This window comes from Candidatus Cyrtobacter comes, assembly GCF_034470605.1.
In the GTDB taxonomy this organism is placed as follows: Bacteria; Pseudomonadota; Alphaproteobacteria; order Rickettsiales; family Midichloriaceae; genus Cyrtobacter; species Cyrtobacter comes.
Genome location: NZ_JARGYT010000056.1, coordinates 1 through 7997, shown reverse-complemented (window position 1 = coordinate 7997; position 7997 = coordinate 1). Strand labels below are relative to the sequence as shown.

General features: G+C 31.2%; 10 protein-coding genes. 9 read left to right on the top strand and 1 reads right to left on the bottom strand.

All coding sequences use genetic code 11. The annotated features are described in order from the left end of the window. Positions 1–856 precede the first annotated feature (856 nt). Positions 857–1051, bottom strand: a complete 195-nt coding sequence (locus Cyrtocomes_RS04330; protein WP_322497975.1) for a carbon storage regulator — start codon at positions 1049–1051, stop codon at positions 857–859. 107 nt (positions 1052–1158) lie between these two features. On the opposite strand from Cyrtocomes_RS04330, the gene fliR reads away from it, so the two are divergent. The 9 genes from fliR to Cyrtocomes_RS04285 all read left to right on the top strand — a co-directional run bounded on the left by fliR (position 1159) and on the right by Cyrtocomes_RS04285 (position 7884). Next, positions 1159–1926 carry a flagellar biosynthetic protein FliR gene (gene fliR, locus Cyrtocomes_RS04325; RefSeq protein ID WP_322497974.1) on the top strand — a complete coding sequence of 256 codons (768 nt, stop codon included), beginning with the start codon at positions 1159–1161 and terminating at the stop codon, positions 1924–1926. 4 nt (positions 1927–1930) lie between these two features. Beyond that, positions 1931–3043, top strand: a complete 1113-nt coding sequence (flhB, locus tag Cyrtocomes_RS04320) for a flagellar biosynthesis protein FlhB (RefSeq protein ID WP_322497973.1) — start codon at positions 1931–1933, stop codon at positions 3041–3043. Beyond that, positions 3043–3657 carry an ABC transporter ATP-binding protein gene (locus Cyrtocomes_RS04315; protein ID WP_322497972.1) on the top strand — a complete coding sequence of 205 codons (615 nt, stop codon included), beginning with the start codon at positions 3043–3045 and terminating at the stop codon, positions 3655–3657. The genes flhB and Cyrtocomes_RS04315 overlap by 1 nt, the downstream gene beginning before the upstream one ends. Positions 3658–4104: 447 nt before the next feature. Beyond that, positions 4105–4587 (top strand): hypothetical protein, encoded by a 483-nt coding sequence (locus tag Cyrtocomes_RS04310; protein WP_322497971.1) that lies wholly within the window; start codon positions 4105–4107, stop codon positions 4585–4587. Further along, complete coding sequence (locus tag Cyrtocomes_RS04305) at positions 4584–4886, top strand: phage head completion protein (protein WP_322497970.1); 303 nt, start codon at positions 4584–4586, stop codon at positions 4884–4886. The genes Cyrtocomes_RS04310 and Cyrtocomes_RS04305 overlap by 4 nt, the downstream gene beginning before the upstream one ends. After that, positions 4873–5271, top strand: coding sequence for a hypothetical protein (locus tag Cyrtocomes_RS04300; RefSeq protein WP_322497969.1), 399 nt, complete (start codon positions 4873–4875; stop codon positions 5269–5271). Before Cyrtocomes_RS04305 ends, Cyrtocomes_RS04300 begins: the two co-directional genes overlap by 14 nt. A 481-nt stretch (positions 5272–5752) precedes the next feature. Further along, the gene (locus Cyrtocomes_RS04295) at positions 5753–6382 is read left to right on the top strand and encodes a superoxide dismutase (RefSeq protein ID WP_322497968.1); all 630 of its coding nucleotides are present in this window, start codon (positions 5753–5755) and stop codon (positions 6380–6382) included. Beyond that, entirely contained in the window at positions 6348–7136 is a 789-nt protein-coding gene (locus Cyrtocomes_RS04290; protein WP_322497967.1) for a VirB8 family type IV secretion system protein, read from the top strand. The genes Cyrtocomes_RS04295 and Cyrtocomes_RS04290 overlap by 35 nt, the downstream gene beginning before the upstream one ends. After that, entirely contained in the window at positions 7123–7884 is a 762-nt protein-coding gene (locus Cyrtocomes_RS04285; RefSeq protein ID WP_322497966.1) for a TrbG/VirB9 family P-type conjugative transfer protein, read from the top strand. The genes Cyrtocomes_RS04290 and Cyrtocomes_RS04285 overlap by 14 nt, the downstream gene beginning before the upstream one ends. The last annotated feature ends 113 nt before the right edge of the window (positions 7885–7997 follow it).

The following is a 7997-nucleotide window of genomic DNA, read 5'->3' as shown; positions in this document are numbered from 1 at the left end:
ATGGAAAATGAGGCTTTCCCAAGGCTGTAGAGGATCACGCAAAGAGCCTTTTTGACTGCCGTTTCACGGTTATACCGACGATCTCCCTTCACAAAATTCTCAAGTTCACATGCTTTATATTTATAGCGCTGAATCCCGCGCACATGGCCATTCTTATGCGTATCTTCACTTTTGTAACTGGTTTCAGATGATCATCTAAAACCAACCTAATTGAGTATTTTAATAGCATTCTATCAAAAACTATCTAAATGTGAAGACTCTCTAAATTTTATATCATTATATGAGTATTTTTAGGCCCATATTATAGGGGGGCTCCGGTATATCAATGTGTATATTTGGTTATTATTGCACTGGTGAGCCAAGCAAAAAACTTATGGAACTATTTAATTTATTCGCATTCTCAGATTAAGCTATACAGTTATAGGCTACCACAAATAACTTTGCTGTAAATCCATATGAAGATTTGCCAATCGCATACAATATTACACTTTCTTAATCTCATAATATTTTGACATCCTTGGATAACCTTCAACAAATAGCTGACTCTTGCATCTATGTTTTCTACTTGCATAACAGCTCTTGATATAATGAGATGATTCACAATTCTTACACTTGCATAGCGTCATAAAAATGGCACATGATTAATTTTGAAAATATGTTAATTATCATTGGGTTAAGTTTAACAAAATTACTGTTTATGTAATCATTTTATACCGCTTTAGCTATATCATATATCTCTTCTAGTTAACGCCTTCTAAAAATAAGCCACCATATCATGGTGAATAGACTTAAATAAAAACACTCAAGATGCTAATTTAGAACATTATTATCTATAGCACCAAACTATCTTGACATCTTATGATTCAACATCATCCTTCTTTATTGTTGATTCATTTGTAATCGCCCTATGTATTTCATCACGTAAGATTGAATGATCGCCGGAAGATTTTATCCCAAGCTTCACAGAATTACGTTTAAGCTCTATAACTTTTATGTGTATTTCATCATCTATTATTATGCTCTCATCTAATTTTCTTACTAAGTATAACATAGCCTGGTTTTAAATTTGCTTAATATATTGAATATTATATATAAAAATAAGCTTGTCAAAATTAATAAGTATTTGTTTCTTATTTATTATGAAGGATAATTAATCCTATGTATACTTTGCCCCCTATTTCCCCTGAAGAAATCTTTACATCCATTCTTTTACTTAGCAGGATAGGTGGTAGCTTTTTTTTGATGCCTATATTTGGAGAGAGGCTATTACCATCCTTAGTAAAATTAGCATTAATAATAATAACAACGGTATTTTTATCATCAATTTTGGAAAATACTATTCAGTTACCCAAGACAACTTTAGAAACTACAGTGTTGATTATATATGAAATAATTGTTGGTTTATTTATAGGGTTGGTGTGCAGGATAGTTGCCTCATCAATTCATACTGCCGGGATGGCCATAGGCTCAAGTATTGGAATATCGGCAGCGGTCATGTTTGATGTATCACAGGGTGATCAGGGCTCATTAATTGGCATTTTTATGAATATGCTAATGATAGTGCTGCTGCTTAGTATGAATATGCATATAGTCCTTATAGAATCCATATATAATAGTTATAAATACATGCCTATAGGTGGACTTTTTAAAAATAATATTAGCATAGTTGAGATATTAGTAAGCTCTATGTCTTTCGCTTGGCAAATTGCACTGCAAGTTTCTGCACCGTTTATAGTTTCTAGCTTAATTATGTTTATAGGAGCCGGAGTCTTATCTCGCCTTATGCCACAGATACAAATATTTTTCCTAATGCTACCAATACAAATTATTATAGGCTTATTGATGATTTCAGTTACTCTACCTGTACTTTCAAAATGGCTTGTAGAAAAACATTACGAGCAAATTTCTATATTTTTAGGGCTATAAAGAGGTGGCAGAGGAGCAAAAAAGAGAACAGGATAGCTCTCAAAAGACCGAAGATCCCACGCCAAGGCAAATTGAAGAGGCGCGCAAAAAGGGCAAGGTTATTAACTCTAAGGAACTATCAAGCTTTGTGCTTTTCCTTTCATTTACAGTTTTTATATTATTGGCAGGAGATTTATATTTTAGGAATGTTTTCTTCTCATTAAAATATTATTTTGAAAATATATATAATTTTAGCTTTTCAAATGAAACTTGGATTAACGCAGCATTTAATGCACTTTCCATTATAATGAAATTTGTGATTATCCCAGCGCTTATTATCTCTATATTAATCTTCATAAATTATTTGGTGCAACATTCAGGATTAGTTACATCACTAGATCCAATCACACCTAAACTGAGTAAGATATCACCGATAGCAGGATTGAAGAGAATCTTTTCAATGAAATCTGTAGTTGAACTAATTAAGGGGATTATCAAGATGTTATTCGTAGGGTGCGCAATATACCTTGGAATAAAAAGTGATTATAAAGTAATAAAAAACTCATATACTATAGACCTCTCTCACCTTCTCCAATTATTAAAAAATGAAATATCTGAAATCATGATAGCAACTTGCTGCGTTATGTTTTTGATAGGAATTTTAGATTATATATATCAACGATATGAATATATAAAGGGGCTGAAGATGTCCAAACAGGACATTAAGGATGAGCATAAGAATACAGAGGGTGATCAGGATATAAAACAAAAGCGTAAACAGATAATGCGCGAGAGATTAAATAAAATGACACTCACAAAAGCACAAGATGCTGACGTTATAGTAACAAACCCCACGCACTATGCAATTGCACTAGAATATACGCCAGCTTCTTTTATGGCCCCTAGGGTAATAGCAAAAGGAGCGGATCTACTTGCACTAGAGATAAAAAAAATAGGCCAATCCAAAAATATACCAATCTTTGAAGATAAACTCCTTGCTAGGAAATTATATAATGAAGTAGAAATAGAGCAAATGATACCAGTTAGGTATTATAACGCGGTTGCAAAGGTCATGTTATATGTTGCAAATTTGAAGGGCAAAAGCTACTTTGAAAATAAAAAACCCAAAAAAGGATAATGTTAGCTGTTGATAATCTAAACATAGAGGTTAATGGAAACCTATTAATCAAAAATCTTGGCCTTTCTATGGCCAAAGGTTCTTGTATTTGCTTTTATAGTAGCACCGGATCCGGAAAAACTACTTTAATAGATACACTCTTAGGGGAAAAAGAATATGCCTTTAAAAATATTTCTTATAATGGGGTTAGTATAGGAGATGCACTTGGCGTTTACAGAGCGCTTATTCTCCATATGCCATATCATATGCTTTTAGATAAAGAACTTTCAGTCTTTCAAAATCTTAAATTTTTTGCCTCTATGTATACAATGGAATCAGAAATAGAGGCGGCTGTATCTTATTTAAAATTAGAAAAATATCTAAAAAGCAAAGTTACAACTCTTTCATATAAGGTTCAAAAGAGACTGAATTTATCTAGGTTACTGTTATCCCCTGCCGTTTTATGGCTTTTAGATGAGCCATTCTTAGAATTAGATGATGAATCTTCTGATATGCTACAAACACTAATAAAAAGCAGATGTTACCAAAATGGTATAGTAATTTTAACAGCTATGCGCCCTATTCACTTAGAGAATTTTGAATTAATAAATATCTCATTAGATGATTTTAGATAAATGAGCTTCCTAGCATATGAGTTACGCCCCAAGGTGTTAAGGTCTTTTTTTAATATCCTTAAAAGGGAACTTTTATTAAGTTTTCGATATTATTTATTGATTCTCTTACCGTTTCTCATAATACAACTACTATTTGTGCTTAATATAGAATTAATGAAGCACATATTTATTTTTGATATATTAACATGCCTTTACGCCATTCTATCCACCTATATTAATTCATATATTCGAGATAATAATAATGGCTTTTCCAAAAATTTCAGACTCCTGAATATTCACCCAATCGTAATTCATTGCGCAAAAATATGCGCTTATTGCTTAATATTTATACCAGCATGTATTTTTTGTATGGTCATACATTACGTAATTTTAAATAACTAAAGCAATACCTTACAGAGATAAAAATATAGAGATAAAAAGATAATATATTTATCTTTTTATAATAAGATGAGATCAGTTACAGTTTTAAAAGAGGATCGATTCCCTATTTTAATGGAAGAAATAAAAAATTATGTAAAAGCTAGCAATGATGAAGAGCCATTACTTGAACAATTAATGCATTTTTCCCTGAGCAGTTTTCAAAACGAAACTGGAATATCGCCAAATAAGAAACTAATTCAGATAAAATATGAAAATTTTGCACATACAATACTCTTCTTTCCAATTTTACCAATTCTTAAGATAGAAAAATTTTTATTAAATGGACTCAATTATGAAGGAAATTACAAAATTAAAAATGGTGTACTACATGCAAACATTCAATCAGAAAGTCAAATAGAGATTATATATACAGCTGGATTACTAGAAGAAAATTTAGCATTTCAAGCAGTAAAAGGTTCTATACTTGAGCACATAGCATTCTCTTATGAAAAGAGAGGATATGTTATGCAAACGGATATTTTTAGAAAATTTAAAGAAATGTCATTATGATTAGCGAATTAAATAAATTAATTAAATTTGAAGGAAGTGTTAAGAATCAAGAGCTATTTGAAGACAGTCTTTGGGAAGAAAAGTTTTATCTATGGGGAAATATAGAGAGCATACAATCCAAAAAATCCGAACTTTCTGATTATAGAATATATAAAATTAAAATACGTAACCTATTACGCAACCCCTATAAAATTAGCGTAGATATGCGTCTAAAATTTGATAATAAAGTCTGTAAAATACACAAGATCCTAATCAACGATAGGGATTATATATATATAACAGCCTATGAGTATACTTAAAATTTCAAACTTTATAGAAATGAATATAACTCATTTTATCAACAATTACTATCAAACTGAATATGCTAAAGAAGGTTTTATAAAAGCACTTGGAATAGAGTTAATCAAAATTAAAAAATTTAACACTACCTTAAAAAAGGAATATAAATTACGTGTACAATTTATCTCTCAAAAACATAAAAAAAGTTTAATATTAAAAATATTAGATCATTTTAGTGCGTTTATAATTCAAAGAGGAGAAACTAATGAGTCAGTGAATAATGTTCTAGTTTTATCTGAATTAGAAAGCCAAAAGGGCGATATCACATTGTATGAGCTCACGCTATTGATAACTATTTTAGAAGAAAAATATGAAAACAGAATGCATTATCAGTTTTCTACATGAAGACACGAAGTACAACCTATGCAACCTAGAATTAATCGATCTCAATATACATAACAATTTTTTTGAAAAAGATTGCTATAACAAAGATACAATATTTCTTTTTAATAAAGCAAAGAGCTTTACGATAATCAGTCTGAAGGGTGAAATCCTGGATCCTGCCATACTACCTATCATAACAACAATATCTAGTAATGGTATGATGCAAGGAGCGCGGCTATATCTAGAAAACGGCCTAGAATTTAAAGGAAGCTTCTCTATTATAAAATTAAATATAGAAAAGAACTTTGATGAACATAGTCTTTTATTTTCCATAGTCCTCAAATTTTAGATTAACTTCTTCAGTTTACATAAAATGAAATGATAAAGTATCTTAAGACATCTATTGAGAGCCGAGAAAAAGAGTTGTAGATTGACTATTATATGTAATACAGCTTTAATCTAGTTAAATGCTTGTGTTTGGAATCAATGTATTAGGTACACTATGCTAAATTTGAACTCTAAATTTCCATTAACGCTCCCGGAGCTACCTTATAAAAGTAACGAGCTAGAACCATATATATCATCTACCACCTTATCATTTCACCATGGTAAACATCATAAGATATATATAGATAACTCAAATAAGATAATTTTAGAGAACGGGCTGGAATCTCTAAGTGTTGGGGAATTAATCGCAAAATCCAGACAAGACAAAAATTTGCAGGGATTGTTTAATAATGTTGCACAAAGCTGGAATCATGCTTTTTATTGGGAATGCATGAAAAAAGAATCTAAAAAACCAACTGGTGAATTTTTATCCCAAATAACCAAAGATTTTGACAGCTACGATGGATTAAAGTCAGAATTAGTTAAGCATGGGCTCGCTCAATTTGGCAGTGGGTGGGTTTGGATAGTTTGGGATCATAATAAATCTAAATTATCAGTACTTAAAACTGCAAATGCCGATCTCCCTAATTCTGCAGAATATTCGATAATCTTGACTATAGATGTTTGGGAACACGCATATTATCTTGATTATCAAAACAATAGAAAAGATTATTTAGATAAATTTTTAGATGTACTTGCAAATTGGGAATTTGCACAAAATAATTTTATCCATATTAGCAAGTAATAATGATTATAAAAAAGCTTTTATTATGCTTATTAAAAAACTGTTACAAAAGCTAACTAAGGATAACCATTCTGCGCAACCTGATAAGACTCAAGCTGCGCAGAGTAAGGAGGGGTATAGCTTTAAAACTTGGTCCAATGATAGATACGGCTCTATACTTGTACAGAGAAATTTGCTGCTACTTATTACCGTTATACTGCTTTTGGTGATGTTTGTATCGATAATGACGATTAGGTATCTCAGAAGCACAAAATCTGTTGAACCATTTATAATAGAGATTGAAAAAAAAACTGGCGTACCTACTGTTGTAGAACCCGTTTCCATACAAATGTATTCTGCTGACGAAGCAGTTAGGAGAAGCTTGATATGGCAATATATAACCGCACGAGAAGAGTATAATAATTCTACGTATAGTTTTAATTTTATGAATACAGTAAGGGTACTCTCTTCACCAGATGTATATTATGGAGACTATAGACCTAAATTTGGTATTGCAAACCCTAAAAGCCCCTATAACTTATATGGTAATGCAAGCAGCATAAAGGTTTCTTTAAAATCTATGATATTTCCAACTAAAAATTCTGTACAAGTTAGGCTATTACGTGAGGTTATGGGGAATATTGGTATGAAAAGCGATAAAATTGTGTTTATGGAATTTGAATTCAAAAATATTGAAATGAACAACATGGAAAGAATGATAAACCCACTTGGGTTTCAGGTTACTTTATATAGAATAGAAGATGAGAGATCTTAAAAAAAGGAGCTTCATAGCTTTAACTTTCTTAATTATCTGTGGATGCAATCTATTTGCAGCTGAAAGACCAGTACCTACAGATAGCAGGATAAAGACGCTTGTATATAGTAAAAATGAGATTTTTAGGATAGTGTTAAATTATGGCTATCAAACCACACTTGAATTTCAGAAAGATGAACGAGTAGAAACAATTTCTGTAGGTGATAGCTATGCATGGCAGCTCTCTCCATTTGGAAACATGTTATTTATAAAACCGCTTGAAACCACGGTTATGACAAATATGACAATTATAACAAATAAAAGGACGTATCAGTTTGAGCTTGAGTCAAGATCATTAGGAGATGCGTATGATGCACAATTGGCATATGTTGTAAGGTTTTTTTATACCGATGAATCTGAAGATACTCCGTCTTTATCAAAATTCTTGGAAGGAAATTTGGTCTTTGAGGATACACCAAATAATTTTAACTATTCCATAAGAGGCCCTAAAGAACTGGTACCATCGATAGTTTTTGATGATGGTGTGAGAACATTCTTCCACTTTAATGACGATTTAAAAATAGCACCCGTATTCTTTGCAGCCGATCTGTATAAAAATGGTAGTAGTAAATTAATCTCTAGAAAAATGAACAAATACTTTATGGTCAATACTATTTCTAAGATGTTTACCATCCAGATAGGTAAAGAGACTATATCTGTAATAAATAACGAATTTAGGAAGAAAGATAATGACAAAAGAAAAAGATAATAAGCACGCAGATATTAGGCACTGTTAACAAAGGTTTTGCCAAATAATGGAAAAGATGCAATATTATATTGGAGGCGATAAATATGGTATTTAGATGGATAAAAGGTTGTTTC

Excerpts from the sequence above, each read along its gene's own strand:
- Cyrtocomes_RS04330 (WP_322497975.1), bottom strand. The coding sequence starts at position 1,051 with ATGTTATACTTAGTAAGAAAATTAGATGAGAGCATAATAATAGATGAT.
- Cyrtocomes_RS04305 (WP_322497970.1), top strand. The coding sequence starts at position 4,584 with ATGATTAGCGAATTAAATAAATTAATTAAATTTGAAGGAAGTGTTAAG.
- Cyrtocomes_RS04295 (WP_322497968.1), top strand. The coding sequence starts at position 5,753 with ATGCTAAATTTGAACTCTAAATTTCCATTAACGCTCCCGGAGCTACCT.
- Cyrtocomes_RS04315 (WP_322497972.1), top strand. The coding sequence starts at position 3,043 with ATGTTAGCTGTTGATAATCTAAACATAGAGGTTAATGGAAACCTATTA.
- fliR (WP_322497974.1), top strand. The coding sequence starts at position 1,159 with ATGTATACTTTGCCCCCTATTTCCCCTGAAGAAATCTTTACATCCATT.
- Cyrtocomes_RS04300 (WP_322497969.1), top strand. The coding sequence starts at position 4,873 with ATGAGTATACTTAAAATTTCAAACTTTATAGAAATGAATATAACTCAT.
- Cyrtocomes_RS04285 (WP_322497966.1), top strand. The coding sequence starts at position 7,123 with ATGAGAGATCTTAAAAAAAGGAGCTTCATAGCTTTAACTTTCTTAATT.
- Cyrtocomes_RS04310 (WP_322497971.1), top strand. The coding sequence starts at position 4,105 with ATGAGATCAGTTACAGTTTTAAAAGAGGATCGATTCCCTATTTTAATG.